Below are 19,018 nucleotides of genomic sequence, written 5' to 3' on the forward strand. Positions count from 1 at the left end.
TTTTAACGTGTAAATGCTGCTGGTACACCGCCATCAATGGTCATCATGCAACCGGTTGTTTTTTCGGATTTTGAAGAGGCAAAGAATGCAATTCCTTCTGCAATATCTCTAGGATAGATATTCACGAGCAATGTCGTCCGTTTGCGGTAATACTCCTCCAATTGATCCGGTTCGATTCCGTATGCCGCTGCCCGTTCGTTTCTCCAGGAACCGTTCCAGATGGCTGAACCCTGTAGAATGGCATCCGGGAGAATCGTGTTGACACGAATGCCATACTCTCCACCTTCTGCTGCAATGCAGCGTGCCAGATGCGCTTCCAGTGCTTTCGCTGAACTGTAAGCAGAGGCACTTTTACCTGCATACACCGAATTCTTGGACCCGATAAATACAATGCTTCCCCCAATACCCTGTTGTTTCATCAGCTTGAACGCTTCACGAGCGACGAGGAAATACCCTGTGCCCAGTACATTCATGTTCAGGTTCCATTCTTTCAAGGATGTTTCGTCAAACGGGCTGGATGTGGCCAATCCTGCATTGTTCACGATAATATCTACTCCGCCATATTGCACCGCAACATCCGCATAAGCCGATTGAACGGCTTCCTCATCGGTCACGTCCATTTTCAGCGCATAAGCACGATTCGCTCCGTACTGATCATTAATCTCCTGTGCTACCTTCTGTGCACCTTCCAGATTAAGATCAGCGAGCACCACATGAGCGCCTTCGGATACCAATCTGCGCGCTGTTTCACTTCCGATACCACCTGCGCCGCCTGTAATAAACGCCACTTTGCGGGAGAATTCGGTTTCTGCCGGAGCGAGAGACAATTTGTACAATTCCAACGGCCAGTACTCCACATTGTAAGACTCGTTTGCACTGAGTGATACGAATTGACCCAAGCTAGTCGCTCCACGCATAACGGCAATCGCTCTGTGGTACAACGCTCCGCTTACTTGGGAAAGCGCCCAACTCTTGCCTGTGTTGATCATGCCCACACCAGGAATGAGGATAACGCGTGGTGCCGCCTCGAACATGACATCACCTTCGTTTTTGTTGCTCTCAAAATACTGCTGATATTGCTCTTTGTAGGCAGCTACACCTTCTACCAGCTTGGCTTTTAAACCTTCGATATCTTCCGCATCCGGTGTCCAATCGATGAACAGAGGTACCACTTTGGTATGTACCAGATGATCCGGACAAGCTGCACCTACCTGAGACAATTCCGGGGAATCTGATCCGCCTACAAAAGCAAGTACGTCCTCTTGATCATCAAAGGACAGAATCATTTTTTTGCTATCTGATACCGCTCCACGAATCGTTGGCATCACACGTGATACGATCTGACGACGAACATCAGCGGCAAGTGCCGGGTGCTTCACACCACCAAACAGACTTTCTTCGTTCACCCGTGCTTCGATGAAAGCTTCTGCTTCATTGATAATCTTGATCGTTTGAGCGTAACATTCCTCGGATGTTTCTCCCCAAGTCACAAGTCCGTGTTTTTCCATCAGTACGAGTTCGGCATGGGGATTCGAGAATACGCTTTCAGCAATCATTTTAGATAATGTAAACCCTGGACGTACGTAGGGCACCCACACAAAACGATCACCGTAGATCTCTTTCGCCAACTCCTTGCCATTATCCGCACAACACAGGCTAATAATCGCATCTGGATGAGTATGATCCACATGTTTATATGGAAGGAACGCATGCAGAAGAGTCTCAATGGAGGCGCGCGGGTGCTTGGCATCGATCATGCAATGTCCCAGATATTCAACCATCTCTTCATCCGACATGGATTCACGTTCAATTAATGGTCTGATATCTTCAAGCCCAAGTCCGGTAAAATGCTTCGCTTCCATCGAACCCAGATCTGAGCCGCTGCCTTTCACATACATTACTTCTACATCACGACCACGAAAGTCCTTCACTGTCGTTTTGGTAGACGTATTACCACCGTATATGTTACATACACTGCGATCAGAACCAATGAGATTGGATCTATAAACCAGCTGTTCAAGTCCTGTTGTTTTCTCAGATGCCTGCGACGCATTCCATAAACTCTGTACCATTTGTTTCCCTCCGATAATGTTTGTTTTGTTCCTGATACGAGTTTAACATCTTTGTTTTATTTTGAAAACAAAATAATTTTAAACAAAACGGAAATATTCAAAAACCATCAATGATTGAGCCATTTTATTAAAAAAACACCCTGACGTGAACGTCAGAGTGTTCTGTTTCATCGGCCGATTAGAAAATCCCCGCTTTTTGGGAGGTGTTTTTGATACCGTAGGTATCATTAACTACAGTGTTGCCAAAGCTCGTTAAGCTTCCATTCGGACCTGTGGCCATGTCGAGATAGTTCAGACCTGAACTGTTTCCGTACCAAGACCAAGCAAGCCAGCCTACCCCTTTTTCCTGACCATATCTCATGATGGCATACTCGTCCACATCGCCGTTAGTGTGATAGCCTCCGAATTCACCAATGATCAGTGCCAATCCTTTGTTCAGCACATTCTCCATATTGGCTTTGACCGTTGCAGCATCTTTGCCAGCATACTCATACATATGAATGGAGAAGACCGTATTTTTCTGAGAGTCGGCTGCAAATACACTTTGTCCATAATCCACGATGGATTGAGGGTACTGTCCCCAACCGGCTGCATCCACAATTAGCGTATTTTTGATTCCGGCATTTCTTAGTTTGGGAATGGCTTGTTTGTAACCATCCGCCCACGCACTTCCATTCCACGTTCCATACCATTCATTAGCGATATTAACGATTACCCGATCTTCTTTGCCAATCAAAGCTTCCTTAATGCTAATCCAGTAGTTCACCGCCGCATCCAAAGAATTATAATCATCCTTTCCTGTGGCGTCATGCACTTCGAGTACAGCAATCATTTTATTTTGGTTAACCACATTAATAATATTTTTAACAGCGTTCAGATCATCTTTGGTGTACAGGCTGCCATTCGATAGAACAATACGTACTGTATTGGCACCTGTTTTGGCGATTGCAGGGATAGCGGTATTCAAATCATTCTTGAACCAGGAATGTCCGTGATTAACACCTCTCATGACAAAAGGTTTACCTGTGGAATCATACAACTTGTTACCACTTACATAAAATCCTGTGGCAGCAGATGCTTTGGGGGCTGCACTCCCCAATGCCATGAACATGAGCGCAGCAATAACCGTGAAGATTGTACACTTTTTCAGATTAACCATTTGTTTGCAACCTCCTGAATTGGATTTTTTATTTCAATTAACCCTGCTCTAGGCAATAAGTTAACTAAAATCGCTAGTAATAGACGTTTTAACGGGTAACAAACAAATAAAGACTAACCTTACTAAGGTTAAGTTATTTTCCTAAAATAAACCTTATCGATAAGGTTATGAATTCATAATAAAATGAAAACGCTTACTAAGCAAGTGTTTTTTACCATTGAATAGCAATCTTTTCTTTTAAACACCACATCAAAAAGGCTCTTTCCCCTCACACCCGTTCGGAGAAAGAACCCTCTGTATTATAAATGTCAGTTAACTATTGTACTCTTTGATTTTGAAGAAGTGTCTTCCCTACCTGCTATAATCAACCCAACCCGGTAATGTGGTCTTACCCGAATCTCATTAAACTTCCCGATCTCCACACCCTCAAACCGCTCTACATAAGCCTGATTCACATAACTCTCAGTCGTTCCTCTTCGAATTGGAGTTATGGACAGACGAAGCGCATGATCGGCCAGCAAATGACGGGATTGCTTCAAACCAAGCATCCAGCTATGCCCATAGTGAATATGATCTGTTAACATCTGATGATGAATATGTGCTGCTGCAACGTCTCCTTCATAATCAATCTCAACCCATACGTCATCTACTTGTTCCGGCCACGCTGTATCCAATCTCAATGTTGCAGCATACTCCTTCGGGTAGTCAACCTCTACAGCAGGCTCGTAAGGCGAAACCTGGAATGTGTACGTACTGAATATTCCCCGCTTTGACTGGGATGACACAGCATATTTAGAAGGTAAAACATGCTCTGGAGCAGGATAGAAGGATACCTCAAACTCTGGATGCTCCAGGGAGTTGCATATGAGCATCTCATTCTGCACATACAGATGACTGCTGCTAATTACAAGTCTCTCTTCTCCGCCCACATGGAAACGGTAGGTATGCAATGCCTCTTCACGGGTCAATGTAATGATACGTATGACCATACCGTCCGATGTTGTGATTTGCAGATGATGATCCTTACCAGCCTTCGGGTGAATAACAACTTCATTCCCCTGCTCAGATATGGTACCTTCAGGCATATCCACGTTCGTAACAGACGATATATCCATCACATACTCCGGCTTCATGCCTTCATGAGCATAAAAAACAGCCGTAAGTTCATTATTGACCGTAAATCGGGTCAGTGGCTGAACGGTAGCACTAATGATCTTCATTCCATCCAGATTCATATGGAAAGGCAGAATGGCTGCCATGCCCGATTTCAGCTCCATCGTGCCTTCTCTTGGATAAAACGCAGCCCCTTTGCCAGTATGCAGCTGCAATTGTATATCTCGATCAGGCAAAACCATATGATCCTGATAATTGTTCATGAACAGAAATCCTGAACCTTCTTGTTGACGAACAGACCAGCGCAGATCCATCGTGTTCTCTGGTGTTATCCCATGTTGATCTTCCGGTATAACACTACCCATAGGTGCAAGCAGCTCACCGTAAGCTTCCAGGAACATGGACAAGGTTCGAATGCGGTCATACGACTCACCGATACGTCCGAATTCCCCGAGCGGGGCTTGGTAATCATAAGTCATTTTCGGCAATGCCTGTTCGTTCATATATGATTTTTGCCCTACCGGATTGGTTCCACCGTGATACATATAATATCCAACCAGATTACTGCCATTTGCCAGCTTCACAATGGTCATTGCCTCAACACTGTCCGCATCTACAACCGGCCGAGCGTGATAACTGACCTGCATGCCACCAGCAAGTTCACAATACGCCGCAGGATACTCCGGACTGTCATAATCCACTTCTTCAACAGGATTCATATGCAGATCCCGGAATAAATACTCTCGGCTTGGAGGTTGATTGGGAATCCATGGTGTGTACGCATATCCCGCGAGCATGGGTAACGTTCCTTCTTCAGGCACCGCAGCATTACCCCAGGCCGTGGCAGTATAGAACATGGGATGCATACCGACTTCTTCGGCAATACCGCGAAGCACCTTCAGATGTTCACGACCGTCCCGGCCAGAGGAAATGTATTTGTCACGTGTGTAACCCCAGGCATCCATGGGTGCCCCAGCGTGCATATACTCATTTTCCAACTGTACGGCTATTACAGGGCCACCCTCTTGATAAAAAGATCCGTTGAGTTGACGGGCAATCTCACGATATAATCGCTTGGCATAATACAGATACCCTTCATCATTCGATCTCACTTCAAATGGATAACTGAATAACCAATCTGGCATGCCTCCATTACGAACTTCCCCATGACAGAATGGACCAATCCGCACGATCAGTGGCAGCTGATGTTTGCCACACAGATCCACGAAGTGCCGCAAGTTCAGGTTTCCTGACCAATTAAACTCGCCTTCCTGCTCCTCGTGAAAATTCCAGAACACATAAGAAGCAACGATGTTCACCCCGCCTGCCTTCATCTTCAGCAATTCTTCTTCCCACTGCAAGTAAGCGAATCGGGAGAAATGAAATTCACCTACCACGGGAATATGAGCTTTACCATTACGGATCATATAATAGTTGGTAAAATCATAAGTCTCCCCTCGTGGATTCTTGCCTCCACTACCCGTCATGCGACCCGCACGAATCTCTTTATCTTTTGCATCCAGTACGAAACGAATCTGGCTTCCTGCTATACTATCGTTCATGGGTTATATAACTCCTTCGGTATAGATGAGATAAGGTTGAATCGATTAGCAACTATCGATGGATGACTGCTCCTTGATGATTGGGGTTCTTCTCCAGAACCCGATCCAATTCAAGTTCGGCTTCACTTGTCCGACCAAGGCCAAGAAGCCCTAATGCCCGCATGTATTGGCAATGTTCTTCATTACGCTGATTGAGATCGTCGTCAAATACCAGGAAATCGGGCAGAGATACCGCAAAATAATCCATTCGGATGTGATCATGCATATGTCTTTCGGCATAGTCAATTAATTTGTTAAACCGCCTGTTGGCTTCCTTCACATTGCCAAGCTTCTGCCAGGCCAGACCCTGATAATAGATGGATTCCGGCGGTTGATCATTATAAAACATCGCGCTTGAAGGTTCATTAAGACCGATGGATGCTCTATTGAAACTCTCTTCTGCAGCCTGATTATTCTTCAGTAGCTGGTAGGCACAGCCAAGATAAAAGTAAACGGAATTATCTGCGGCTCCCGCTAGCTTACCTTCACCTAAGTTCTCTGGGTAAACCAAAGCCTTTTGCAGCAGCTCCAATGCCAGTTCCGGTTGTTGTTTCTCCAGATTTTGCTTCGCCAGTTCCGTCAGTGCCGTAACATACTGTCCAGTAACCTTGCCTTCTCCACCCTCCCAGGGATGAAACCGCCGTGCCTGAAGAGCATCCCATGCTTCCTGATGGCTACCCTGCATGTTCAATAAAGTTACCCACTCAATATACAGATCATCACGGTGGCGAACCAACTCCATATGCTGTTCAAGCAATTTGATTCGACGCCCGCAAGAATACCCTATCTTCTTGTGCAATTGATCCAACTCGTAGAAGATTCGGGTATCCCGTGAATCCAATCGGAATGCTTCCTCTAATGAAGCCAGTGCAAGATCGGAGCGATTCAGCTTGTTATAATAAGCCAGTCCCAGATTCCGATGTACAGTCGAAAATGCAGCATTCTCCTCGCGTGAAGCTTCCCAATGGGTAATTGCTTCCTCATAGCGTTTATGATCATATAACCAATTTCCCAGGTAATAGTGAGCATGCGAATCATTCGGATCAATGGCCACCACATCCTGAAGCACCATAAATTCAAATAACGTGTTAGGAAAGCAATAATCCGTTGGAGCAGCTTTCCCCTGTTTTTGACATTCCCGGGCCTGTTCCAGATCCCCCAGTTGACGATGCACGTAGGCTTGAGCATAACCAACCATAGGATACGGCTGTAAATTTTCGGATTCAACATACGATAGTACCGTCCGTGCTTCTTCCCACAACCCACAATCCACGTAATCTGCGGCTAGGTTTAGATAATTATGAACGTCTCCCCGCATCAAACGATGAAAATGTTCACGTGCTTGCTCCGCTTGCTCTCTCTCTGAAGGTGCAGTCGCTCCGCTGTAGATCAGGGCTAATTCATGTGCGGCTCCAAACTCAACCGGGTCCAGCTCCAACGTTTCATACGCATATTGGACGGCCCGTTTATCCTGACCCAATCTGCGCAGCAGAGCCAACTTCAGATGCCGAGCCTTGTAGTTTCTAGTGTTACGGATCAGTGAACGTTCGATGTGATCCAGTGCTTCGACATCCCGATGTTGCGCCATATCGATCTGAGCAAGCATGTAATAACCCGTATCCTGGAACTGTGCGGACCATACGGCTTTATACAGTGCTGTGTAGGCTTCTTCCTGTTTCCCCTGTAGTTTCAAACTCAGACCGAGTTGGTAAAAAGCTTCACTATCATATGGATTCGTATTTTTCCACGTCAACGATTGTACAGCCTGTCTGAAATGCTTCTCTGCATCTTGTAACAGACCTCTCCGCAACAGCAATGTGCCATACGCAATGTTTAGACGAATATCCGTTGCATCACGCTTCAAGCCTTCCAAATAATAAGGTTCTGGTTCATACGTGGCATGCCGATATTGCTCCAAATGAAGACCAGCCAGATATAGTTGTTCATTCGTACGAATCTCGGATGGCAGCGGGAGTGGTGTAGCCGGGTCTGGGACTTCCTGAATCTCAGAACGTTCAGGCTGATAGGCCACAAGTACTTTTCCTTCCGCAGTTCGAACACTTAACTTCAGTTGATGCCATTCATCTTGCCCGCTCCACGGGAAGGAAGACTGATATAGTTGCGTAGGTGAGATATTGCATCTCTCATGGAGATATACCGTAGTTGGTCCAATCACTTCAATGGTCACTTGTTCAAAAACCGACGTCGCATATACCATCACGGTTACCGCTCCGTTCGTTTCGTCCATTTCCAGATTAACTGCGGCATCAATCGTTGCATTTTTGACCATGCCGATTCCTTTATAAGGCATAAAATACTGCGAAAATGATTTGGCTTCATAGGGCTGCAACCACGTAAAATCAGGCTGATTATCAGTATAGATCCCGGTCATTAATTCAATATAAGGTCCATCTTCGTCCGTTAACTGGCGATCCCAGGCTTGCCCGAACTCCCCATTCCCCCAGGTCCATTGCTTCTTGCCCGGAGAAATATGATGATTGGCTACATGCAGCAAGCCTGCCTGTACCCCGTGGTCATAACCCCCGACAAAATTATAATCCGACTTATACGCCATATAGGATGTTGGAACCGATATGTTTTTGTATCGCGAGATATCCACACCTTCGGAATAGTCCATCTTGTAATAGGTGCCCGTTGCGATGGGAAAGCGGGATACGTCCCGTTTTCCATGGTCCAGCACAGCCGTTACATCCGGTGGAAACACGGATTGCGTATGATCGTTGACGGCTACAGCCGGGTTGGCCCACCATAGAAAAGTTTGAGGAGCGCAGGTGCGATTGTATACCTCGGCATGGATTTCAAGATAGGCTTTGCCGGGATGTAATGTGAAGCCAGCGGTCATTTTGGTACCATACATGCGGTCAATTTCACCCACCCATACGGTAGCGCTTCCATCTTCATTACTCCCAAATGTATAATCGACTGGACCAAATGTGTTGGGCCGATGATGCTGTGGCCAGTTGAATTCGATCCCCCCGGAAATCCATGGCCCTGCCAGACCCACAAGTGCAGGTTTAATGACCCGGTTATAATATACAAAATCGTAGTCATTGGTCCGATCCAACGCACGATAGATTCGTCCACCCAGTTCGGGCATCATCTCGATACGTACATATTCATTTTCGAGAATAATTAAGCGATACGACTTCATTTTGGCCTCATCTTCAATGCTGTCGATCACAGGATGCGGGTACACCTTACCCGAACTTCCCTGGTAGATTCTCTTCTCAAGAAACATCGGATTTTTGTCCGGTTTACCTGTACCATAGGTTAGGATATCTCTGGTTTCTTCCCATATGCGAACAGTTGATGTCGCTGTCACGTGATTCAATTCCCTCACTCCTCGGCCTCGTATATATTATGATCATACGCTCCGACATGCAGGAAGAACATTAACATTAAGCGGTTCTTGATGGACGATCTTCGGATTCCCTCATAATCAAAGAGAGTACCTATCCACCCAATTAAGCAGTGAAAGGTACTCTCTGATTGATCTTGATTCGCTTATCTGCGGCGTGCAAAATCCACAAATCTGAACTTGTCCGGTCGATGCCTCGACTCCGTATACTGAAATTGACTGGCATCCTCGAGGTACACCTGGCTCCTCACCACAACCACATTATGGAACCCTTCAAGGTCAAGCAGTTCCCTGTCTTCTGCGGTGGGTTCTTCCACCAAAATCTCTTTTTTGGCAAACGAAATGGAAAGCCCCAGCTCTTGCTCAATGTACTCATAGATGGAATCATTACAGATCTCTTTGCTGAGTCCGGGAACAAGCCGCTGGCTGATGTAATCTTTGTCCAGTATGACATGCTCTCCATCCACTTTGCGCACACGTCTGATCTCCCAGACCTGTTCATTCAGACCAAAGTTAATTTTCTTGTGCAACGCCTGATCGACCTGTTGCTCTTCAAAAACCTTCACATACGTTTGAGCGCGATGCCCCATTTTTTTGGCCAGTTCCTTGAAGCTAACCAGACCAGAGATGGGAAAATCGATCTTGCGTATGTCCAGTACAATCGAGCCCTTGCCTTGAATCTTCTGAATATAACCTTCTTCGTACAACATTTTCAGCGCTTTGCGAATGGTCTCTCGAGATGTTCGATAACTTTCCGATAGATCCAGTTCCGATTGAAGCAGTGTGCCTGCCTCAATCTCTCCGGTCCGAATACGATCTGCAATATCCTCATATATTCGGATAAATTTATTATTCATTATTCATCACCATTGTTCATTACCCTTTTTTATCATATTGGCAACCTATTATAGCATTAAAAACCAATCAAGCGGTAATGTCATTACTGGCGATGATTGCAGTATCACATCCAAAATTCAATTCCACCTAGATATGACGATCCAACGCTGACGCTTTCTCCACTTGATCTGTATGCTTCTCATTCATGACTTGAATCAGCTTGTTTAGGCGGAAGATCAGTGCTGCAGCTTCGGATCTGCTTAAGTGCTGCATGGGACGGAAGCTGCCGTCTTCATATCCGTTAATCATGTACAAACCTGCAAGCTCCTGCACTTCTTCTTTGGCCCAATCGGATACATCAATCTGATCGGTAAATGCTCTTGGGGAAGTCAGCGGTTCCGGTCTGATCTTACGAACCACATTGGCTATGATCTTGGATGCCTGTTCACGTGTTACCAGCGCATACGGAGCGAACTTGCCGTTCCCCATACCTTGAACCATCTCATGGTGAACGGCTGCCCCAATCTCAGGAGCGAACCAATCCTCATCATTCACATCTTGAAATCCATGCTGTTCATTTACCGTTGTGTCCACACCCATCAGTCGCACGATTAATGCGGTAAACTCTGCACGCGTAATCGGACGGCGCGGTTCGAAGCGAGTTTCACTGACACCTTGAATAATATTTTGTTCCGCCAGCCAGGTAATCTGGTCCTTATTAAAGGTTTGGTTAATATCAATAAATTTGATATTCTTTTTCGCAGGCAAATCAGGTTGTTTAGCGGGTTCAGATTGTGAACTCAACTCATCGGCTTGTTCCGATGTACCATTTGAACTTGGGGTTGCACCGCCACCACTCCAGGCGGATGGTGGATACGGAAAAGTTATAGCTGCTGCCCGTCTGCTCTCACTTTGTTCACCTGCTGAATTCTCTGTCCATGCGACCACCTCATAATGCTGCTCAGCATTTAGTCCTGTCCATACATAACTGCGCTGTGTTCCACGATATATCTCACGATCTTTATGGGTGATCACAATTACTTCATTCATTGAATCCAGTTCCCAAGTTAGCTTAATCGTACTTGTGCCTTGCGCTACGGCTGCTACTGTCAGATCTTCGGAAGGCAACGTCTCGAATTCCGGAACTTGGAGCGCCTCTCCCTCCCCTGCTTCATTATATGGAATGATGGCAAAGTCAGTATAACGCTCTGCACTGTTTAATTCAGACACATGTATCGATGTCTCCGCGGTCGTCCCTACAAGCTCTTCATTTCGATAGACTCGATAACCCGCAGCACCAGGAATCAGTTCCCACACAATGTCTGCACCATGCATTGCACGCCCCTCTACTATAGGAGGTGAAGCAGCACTACCAGGCAAGGTCATGGCATGAAGGTAATAACCACCATCACTACTGCCCGAAGCATTCATGGTCTTGACTGTATAGCTGTAGTTCACGCCCGGTTCAAGTTCCTTGTCGTCATAGAACATTTCGTCAGCAGGAACACGAGCAACCTCTACACCGTCACGCTCAATGATGAACTGCTCGGCACCTTCAACCCGGCTCTGTTCCAATAGAAGACGAATGTGGTCCTTCGCCGAATGATACTCTACTTTGGCAGGCGCTGCTGGCTTGGTCAGGACAGAATACGCCTTCATCCCGGATGTATCTCCCTGCTCATTCTCTGTGTAGATTTCGATCAGGTACTGCTTACCTGCATCCAGTTGATCAACGATAAACTCTTTTTGCTCGCCACGGTATACTTCTGCACCATCCAGCAATACAACGAATGTTTCGTTCCGATAAGGGAAGTCCCATTCCAATTTGGCATGGTCTGTCTCCGGGTATATCTGCATTTCGAGTGAATCAACATGAGGCAAGGTGTAAAAAGGAGTCACAGTCACTGGGCTTCCTGAACCAGCCGTATTATAAGGAATAATCTGTACCTGATCATATCGGGTTGCACTCTCCAGATGAGTTAATATCACCTCGGTGATATTACCATCGTCAATCGTGGTGAACATCTGATCTCCGATCCGTATGGTATATCCCTCTGCACCTTGTACCTTTGGCCAAGAAATTAATCCCTCTTTTTCCCCAATCATACTTGCATGTAAAGGTTCAGTAATGGTCGCAGGCAACGTTCGCACGTGAACTTCGAAACCAGAATCACTCTCACCCGTTGCATTCGATGTTTTGATGGTGTACAGGTAACGCTCTCCTGGTGTCAGACCATGATCTTCAAATGAATTTTGATCTGCCGGAACCTTAGCAACTTCAACGCCATCCCGCATAATGATGAATTGCTCTGCTCCTCGTGTAGAGCTTCCAGTCAGATCCAGCACCGCAGTCTGATCTGTGATGTGTGTTATGCCTGCCGTCTGAGGGGATATAGGTTTCGTTAAAACCTGAATCTGAATAGACTCTGACCGATGACCCTCTTCATTAATTGCAACGAGTTCGAATTCATACGCTGTACCATCCAGCATACTATTGAGATGTACAGACGGTTCAGACACGCTCTGCATATCTCCCGTTACCCGATTGCGAATCTCATATGCAGCCGCTCCCTTAACGACTTCCCAAGCCAGATCCACCGAATGTGTTCCAGCGTTCACTGTGATCCCTTCTGCAACCAATGGCAAAGTTTGAGTCATTATACTGAAAGTAAGTGGCGCACTGGTTCCACTCGCATTGACTGCCCGAATCACGTAAGTGTATTTCGTTCCTGGCGACAGATCCTTGTCCACGAATTGGGTTTCAGTTGAATCCATTTGAGCAATCTTTCTCCCATCCCGTTCAATGATGTATTGATCTGCCCCTTGGACACCTGTGTTGCTGAAATCCAGACCAAGGCTGTTCTTGGCCACATCATATACGGCAACCTTAGCGGGTTTCTCAGGCAAAGTCAGCAGCGATACATCTGTCGCTTCAGAACGAGTCCCCTGTCTGTTGACCGCCCATAGTTGATAGTGATGCCACGTTCCATCCTGGAGCCCTGTAATCGTGGCTTCATTCTCAATTCCCCTATAGATCTCTTTGCCATCCTGCTCAATCACATATTCAGCGGCACCTTCCACGACCGACCAGGAAACTTTTGCCCGATGTACTGCTGGGTCTGCAATTATCTCGTCAGGCGACACAGGTTTGGACAATCGGATGAGCTGCGTTGTCTCACCCGAACCCGAAGTATTCACAGCCTGAACTTCCAACGTGTATTCTGTACCTGGCAACAATTCATCAGCCGTGTAGGTCAGTTCTGTTGTTCTGCCCACTTCTATGCCATTGATTTTCACAATATAGAGATTTGCCGTATCTACAGCTTGCCATGCAAGTCCCATACTTGTTTCACCAGTCCATGTGACATTCAGTCCTTCCGGCCTGCTAGGTAGCGTAAGAATCGTACTACGGGTGGATGCACCGTACCCGGCAGCATTGCCCGCCTGTACTTCATAGGTATACTCACGACTGCTTGACAGATGGTGAACTGACAGTTGTGTATCTGATATCTCATGGCTCTGTCCATTGATGACCACCCGATATTTCGTTGCCCCAACTACAGGCTCCCAGCTCAAGATCGCTCCCTGTTCAGTTACTTGAACAACATGAAGTCCCGACGGGCTCTCGGGTAACGTTGTTCCTGACACCGAACTTCGCATACCTTGTCCACTTTCGTTCACTGCTTGTACATCCAGTCGATAAGATGTTCCCGAACTCAATCCCACAAATACCCATTCCTCGTTTCCGGCAGCAACCGTTCCCGACTTCTCTCCATTCAACCATAACTCATAGTGATCGGCTCCTCGTATTGCCTCCCAATTCAGGCGAAGGCTCGCTGTGGAAGCATCTGATACCTGTAAACCGGACACCTGCCCTGGTAACGTCTTGAGCAAAGGTAATTCCGCCAAAGGCCCGGGCCCTGTCTCGTTGCCAGCAATTAACGCATAGCTGTAATTGGTTCCGCTATCCAGACCTGAATCCAAATACGCTGTCTGCTCCCCTTCGTATATGGCTGCTCCATCACGTGAAAGACCATAATACGTTGCAGAGGTCACCGTCTCCCATGTTAATGAAATATCATGCTCCCGAATTTGAACAGCCATGAATTCACCGGGCACTGCCGGCAGTGTGAGAAATCCGGTCCTGCTGCTACCGCCTGCTCCACTCTCATTCATTGCCGTGACCGAAATGTTATGCATGGTCCCTGGGACGAGGTTACTGATATAGGGTAGGTTGGAAGGATCAGATACCGTCTGATCATACACGGTGGACCCGTCCGAAGTAGCAGCAATGATGCGGTAAGCATCTGCTCCCTTTACTGAATCAAATTGAATTTCGGCCAAATTGGGCTGGGAATCTACTTTTCGAACGTGCAACGTTCCGGGAGCTGCCGGGATCGTTAATACTTGAGCGCTTACTGCATCACTTACTCCGGTATGGTTTCTTACTCTAACTTCGTATTCATAGACCTGACCACCGCTTAGGGACTGATCGATTATACTGTGGTTGGGATAATCCAGTGTCCACGACTGTCCTGTTGTTTTATTTGTTATCTCATACTGATATCCATCGGTGTAACTTTCCCCCGTTGGCAAATCCACTGTAAGTTCTGCTGATGTCTCCGCGATCTGTGTCATTCTCACATGTTTCGGCTGCTCGGGCTTGCGTTGAACATGGTAAGGTGATGATGTTGTCTCATATGTATTGCCTGCTGAGTCCATGGTTTTGGCATGGATGTACCATATGCCTTCCGATTCGATGGATATTTTATGCTCGTCAGAGCGAGCTTCAAGCCAATGATCCGGTAATTCTGCACTGTTTGTAATTTGATAGAATCGTTCCAGTTCCTGAATACCTGAGTGGGCATCTGCATACTGAATGGTAGTGGATATGTCCAAGTCCGTCCAGACATGTCCGTTCGGTGCAAAAGTAATCGTTGGAGCCATCTGATCCACATAGGCGATTCGACTGACTTCCTTGCTCACATTGCCAACGGCATCCCTTGCTCTGGCGCGAATGGTGGTAATCCCGTTCATACTTACTGTACCCGTATTTCCTGCCATATACGGACCATCATTCATGCTGTACTCATAGGATATCGCTCGTTCATCCACACTACCATCGATCGAGAATTGCACATGTTCTTTACTCCATCCAGCAGAACTTAAACGAATTACCGGCTCGGTTGGAGCTGTCGTGTCGATTCGAACCGTTGCCTGAGCATACGTGCTTATATTGCCTACATGATCAAGTGAGCGTGCATATACGATCGTTTCTTCCTCATCGGTAACCGTCACTTCGCCCGTGTAATCGATCCAGGGACCTTCTTCGCTCAGTCGATATTGGCTTTTGGCAAGCCCACTGCCTGAATCTTCACCACTGGTTATTGCAAAAGTTACATCCTGATTCGTCCAATCCTCTTCACTTAACGTTATCGTCGGTTGCTCAGGCCCAGTCTTGTCGATTCTGGCTGTTGCCGAAGTGGAAGCACTGACATTGGCAGCCCGATCGACACTTCGTGCATAAATCTCGGTTATCCCTTCTTCACTGAGTGTAAAAGGAGTCCTGTAGTCGATCCATTCCCCCTCGCTTCCCAGCTTGTACTGTGTCAGACCAATACCGCTTGCTGCGTCCGTACCCTCCGTTAATGTCACAATTACGGACGCTTTTGTCCATTCGGGTGGATTCAACGAGATGACAGGTGGCGTTGGTGCCGTCCGATCTACCTTGGCAGTCACAGTCGTTTCCTGTCCTGTATTACCAAATGCATCCATACTGCGCGCCATAACTGTTGTGCTACCTTCACTGCTTACGGCAAACGGAGCACTGTATTCACGCCATTCTCCTGCCAGACCGACTTTAACTTCAGTCTTTTGGGTTCCGCTCAAGGCATCTTTTCCCTCTTCAACTGTGACGAGAACATCTTCCTTGGTCCATAAGGATGGCGTGAGTGTAACAGAAGGAGCAGTTGGGCCCATCGTATCTTTCATCATCTCTCCAGCGGATATAAATGGGGTCTGTATCCCTTCTCCATTCATTGCCGCAACAAATACTTCGTATTTTCCATCCGCGAGTCCAGTCAGGGCAAACGCTGTACGAGTGGAAGTTGTTGTTCCCGTTGCGAGAACTTGCCCACCTGGACTGCGTATTTCAGTTTTGTACTGAGTGCCGTCAGGGTTGCTATTATTACTCCAGCTCGCTGTAACAGAGTTACCTGATTGTGTCACAGCCGCAGCAACGGGTGGATTGGCCAGTGTATACTTGGAAGCTGGACTGGAGTAACCCGTATAGGAACCGCTTGAATTTTTGGCTCGGACGGCAAAAGAATAACTGGTATTCGGAGTGAGCCCTGTCACCTGCCGACTGTTTGTTGTACCTGTATCCACAATCTGATTCGTCGTCATATTTTTCAGTTCATACGTAACGGATGCATCATTCGCCTTCTTATCCCAGTTCACCGTCAAGTTATTGGAATTAACCAATGTATATGTCGGCGTTCCTGGCACTACAAAACTTCTTACCGTAAAGTTAACGGTCCCTGCTGAGGACACCCCACCCTTGTCATCCATAACCCATACTTGTAATGTGTGTGTGCCATCTGGCAGGGTATCAGGCAATGTGTAATTGGTGTTAAAAGACTGATTAGAACCCGTTGCGGTCATCTGGGTCAGCATATTCTCGGCCCCGCCATCAATGGACCATTTCACAGTCAACAGGTCACCTATATCCGTATCTCTCGTTGTACCGGAGATCTGAAGTTGCTCGCCTTTGTAATAGGTTTGACCTGAAGAAGGTGCTGTTAAGGTAAACGAAGGTGGGGCATTTTTGGGGCCGATCCCCACAATGGTTGAAAATTTGCGTGAAGCCTGATTCGCTGTAGCCTTGGCGTCCCACCAAAATTGTGCGGCTGTATCACTCGCCGTTACGGTCTGGCCTGGAGTGAACGCTGAAGGTGAAGACCCTCCCGTGAGCTGTGCGCTATCTGGGCTGCTGTACTGGCCCATATATATGCGATCTGCATTTACAACATTATACGTATTGGCATAAAAAGCCGTGACCTGAACACCCCCGCTGTAATTACGCCATCCATTCTCAATAACTTCAAATGGAGAAGCATCATTGCCATTCACCATCGTATCCCAATAAAATGTTCCACCCAAATTCAGTGCCGTTCCACTTCGATTAATAGCTTCAAGTTCAACCTTCATGTATCCACCTTGTGAGGTGGCATTAACGATAGATACACGCAAAATGTATTCCACATTGTCCTTTTGCCGCGACATTTCAATCACATTATTGTTAATGCGGTAATAATTCAGTGGCAATGATTTGAAGTTCACGGGAGATCCGTTGTGGTCGATAATGGTGGACACATTCCCGGTATCACCACCGTAAAATACATTTGTGTTTGGCAGTAATACAATTCTGTATTTTCCGTCACTGTTCATCTCCACTTTCACCTTGGAGGACTGAACCGCCTTCATGCTGGACGTATCGGATACAATCCCGATCGTTTCAACCGTTTCAGCCATTACCGTGGCTGCTCCCCATTCAAGCAACAGGGCTTGAGGTGATAATAAAGCAAATGCCAGCACCACCTTGGTTAGCTGTTCCGCTTGTTTCTTCACACGTTTTCCTGATTTCTTCAACGTCTACTCTCCTTTTTGGCACACAAAAAAAGGGAGGCACCCCAACAAAGGAACGATGTCCTAAGTTGGGGTGCCTCCCCTAACAAGTGTCATTTTTTCTTGATTATAACGATTCAACTCATGAATGTAAACAGTTGATCATGAACACCTTATTTCTCATTTCTCATCTCTGATTTTCAATAACGCTTCATCCAACGCAGCAACGACCTTGTCACACCAGCCATCAAATTCCGGATCTTCGGTCTGTAATTCAGGATGGGCCAGAATGTATTCAATCGTACTTCGTATGCCTTGGTCCGCTCTTGTCGTTGCTACAAATTCCGGAACAAGCCGTTTCAGCTTACTGTTGTCAAACACAACGGTATTGGCTTTGTCTCCCAGCAAACCGCCGCGAAGATCCTGGTCACTGCATGCTGCCAAGAATTCGGATGGTACATGTACCGCGTGAAGCTTAACTCCCAAGACGCCGGCAATAATCTCATGAATCTGATTCCAGGTGACGGATTCGTCCGAGGTGATATGTACCGATTCACCAATTGCATGGATATTTCCCATAAGCCCGATAAACCCTTTGGCAAAATCGGTGTTGTGCGTAATGGTCCATAGTGAGGTACCATCTCCATGGATGATAACAGGTTTGCCTTCACGTATGCGCTTGAGAACCTGCCAGCTGCCTTGAGCACCATGAACACCAAGAGGTACAGATTTGTCGCCATACGTATGGCTTGGACGCACAATAGTCACAGGGAATCCATGCTCGCGGTATTGTTTCATCAGATAGTCTTCACAGGCAATCTTGTTGCGAGAATACTCCCAGTACGGATTCGATAAAGGTGTCCCTTCCGTGATCCGGTAATCAGCCAAAGGCGTCTGATACGCAGATGCTGAGCTTATAAAAATAAACTGCTTTGTTTTATCCTTAAATAAACGGTAATCTCTCTCCAATTGAGATGGTACAAAGGCAATAAAGTCTGCCACAACATCAAATTCCAGATCAGCGATCAGTTCTGCTACACGTGTCTCGTCATTAATGTCCGCTTGAAGTACGTTGATTTCCTTAGGTAAGTCATGGTTATGATTGCCTCGATTAATCAAATACAGTTCACAGCCTTGCTGTGCAAGCATCTCCGTAATGGCCGTGCTGATGGTGCCTGTCCCTCCAATAAATAGCGCTTTCATTCTCGCACCTCCTGATCAATTTTACCCA

7 protein-coding genes are annotated in these 19,018 nt (G+C 46.7%); all 7 read right to left on the reverse strand.

Translation table 11 applies throughout. The features are described 5' to 3' along the window. Positions 1 to 2 precede the first annotated feature (2 nt). The 7 genes from ACX9NY_RS10255 to ACX9NY_RS10285 all read right to left on the reverse strand — a co-directional run bounded on the left by ACX9NY_RS10255 (position 3) and on the right by ACX9NY_RS10285 (position 18,990). Entirely contained in the window at positions 3 to 2,072 is a 2,070-nt protein-coding gene (locus ACX9NY_RS10255) for a bifunctional aldolase/short-chain dehydrogenase (protein ID WP_472478495.1), read from the reverse strand. Between the two features lie 178 nt (positions 2,073 to 2,250). Further along, positions 2,251 to 3,183, reverse strand: coding sequence for a glycoside hydrolase family 5 protein (locus ACX9NY_RS10260; protein ID WP_445252972.1), 933 nt, complete (start codon positions 3,181 to 3,183; stop codon positions 2,251 to 2,253). A 356-nt stretch (positions 3,184 to 3,539) separates the two neighbouring features. Further along, the gene (locus ACX9NY_RS10265; protein ID WP_472478497.1) at positions 3,540 to 5,906 is read right to left on the reverse strand and encodes a beta-galactosidase; all 2,367 of its coding nucleotides are present in this window, start codon (positions 5,904 to 5,906) and stop codon (positions 3,540 to 3,542) included. A 52-nt stretch (positions 5,907 to 5,958) separates the two neighbouring features. Continuing rightward, on the reverse strand, positions 5,959 to 9,297 hold the full coding sequence (locus ACX9NY_RS10270; protein WP_472478499.1) for a DUF5107 domain-containing protein: 3,339 nt from the start codon (positions 9,295 to 9,297) through the stop codon (positions 5,959 to 5,961). A gap of 173 nt (positions 9,298 to 9,470) precedes the next feature. Then, entirely contained in the window at positions 9,471 to 10,181 is a 711-nt protein-coding gene (gene treR / locus ACX9NY_RS10275) for a trehalose operon repressor (protein WP_339260842.1), read from the reverse strand. 127 nt (positions 10,182 to 10,308) lie between these two features. Then, on the reverse strand, positions 10,309 to 17,811 hold the full coding sequence (locus ACX9NY_RS10280) for a fibronectin type III domain-containing protein (protein WP_472478501.1): 7,503 nt from the start codon (positions 17,809 to 17,811) through the stop codon (positions 10,309 to 10,311). Between the two features lie 156 nt (positions 17,812 to 17,967). Beyond that, complete coding sequence (locus tag ACX9NY_RS10285) at positions 17,968 to 18,990, reverse strand: SDR family oxidoreductase (RefSeq protein ID WP_472478503.1); 1,023 nt, start codon at positions 18,988 to 18,990, stop codon at positions 17,968 to 17,970. Positions 18,991 to 19,018 lie beyond the last annotated feature (28 nt).

It is taken from the genome of Paenibacillus sp. CB74 (genome assembly GCF_055687625.1).

Bases quoted from the DNA above. Each gene is read 5' to 3' on its own strand.
- ACX9NY_RS10255 (WP_472478495.1), bottom strand. From the start codon at position 2,072: ATGGTACAGAGTTTATGGAATGCGTCGCAGGCATCTGAGAAAACAACA.
- ACX9NY_RS10260 (WP_445252972.1), bottom strand. From the start codon at position 3,183: ATGTTCATGGCATTGGGGAGTGCAGCCCCCAAAGCATCTGCTGCCACA.
- treR (WP_339260842.1), bottom strand. From the start codon at position 10,181: ATGAATAATAAATTTATCCGAATATATGAGGATATTGCAGATCGTATT.
- ACX9NY_RS10285 (WP_472478503.1), bottom strand. From the start codon at position 18,990: ATGAAAGCGCTATTTATTGGAGGGACAGGCACCATCAGCACGGCCATT.
- ACX9NY_RS10265 (WP_472478497.1), bottom strand. From the start codon at position 5,906: ATGAACGATAGTATAGCAGGAAGCCAGATTCGTTTCGTACTGGATGCA.